General features: G+C 69.2%; 1 protein-coding gene. It reads right to left on the minus strand.

Translation table 11 applies throughout. The features are described from left to right. Positions 1–535: AMP-binding enzyme (locus tag H8A95_RS43505; protein WP_229188519.1), on the minus strand; the 535-nt coding region annotated here is incomplete at both ends.

The raw sequence follows: 535 nt of genomic DNA on the forward strand, positions 1-535 counted from the left end.
GCCAGCGCATAGGCCTCATCGGCCGGCGCTGGCAGTGCCTTGCGGTCGAGCTTGCCGTTCACCGTCAGCGGCAGCGCCGCGATCGGCACGAACGCAGCCGGCACCATGTAATCCGGCAGCCGCGCACTTAAGTGCGCGCGCAAGGCGCCCGCAAGCCCGCCTCCATCGTCCGAACCAGCCTCGTCCGAGCCCACCACATAGGCGATAAGATGCTTGTCGCCGGCGCGGTTCTGGCGCGCCACCACCACCGCCTCACGCACCCTGGCGTGCTCGCAGAGCCGCGCGGCGATCTCGCCCGGCTCGATGCGGAAGCCGCGGATCTTCACCTGGTCGTCGTTGCGGCCCAAAAACTCCAGATTGCCGTCCGGCAGATAACGCCCGAGGTCGCCGGTCCGGTACAGCCGATCGCCGTCGACAAAGGGACTGGCGATGAACCGCTCGGCCGTCAGCTCCGGTTGGTTCAAATAGCCGCGGGCCACCCCCGCCCCGCCAATGTACAGCTCGCCCACCGCACCGAACGGCACGGGCGCGCCAT

It is taken from the genome of Bradyrhizobium oropedii (assembly GCF_020889685.1).
Taxonomy (GTDB): domain Bacteria; phylum Pseudomonadota; class Alphaproteobacteria; order Rhizobiales; family Xanthobacteraceae; genus Bradyrhizobium; species Bradyrhizobium oropedii.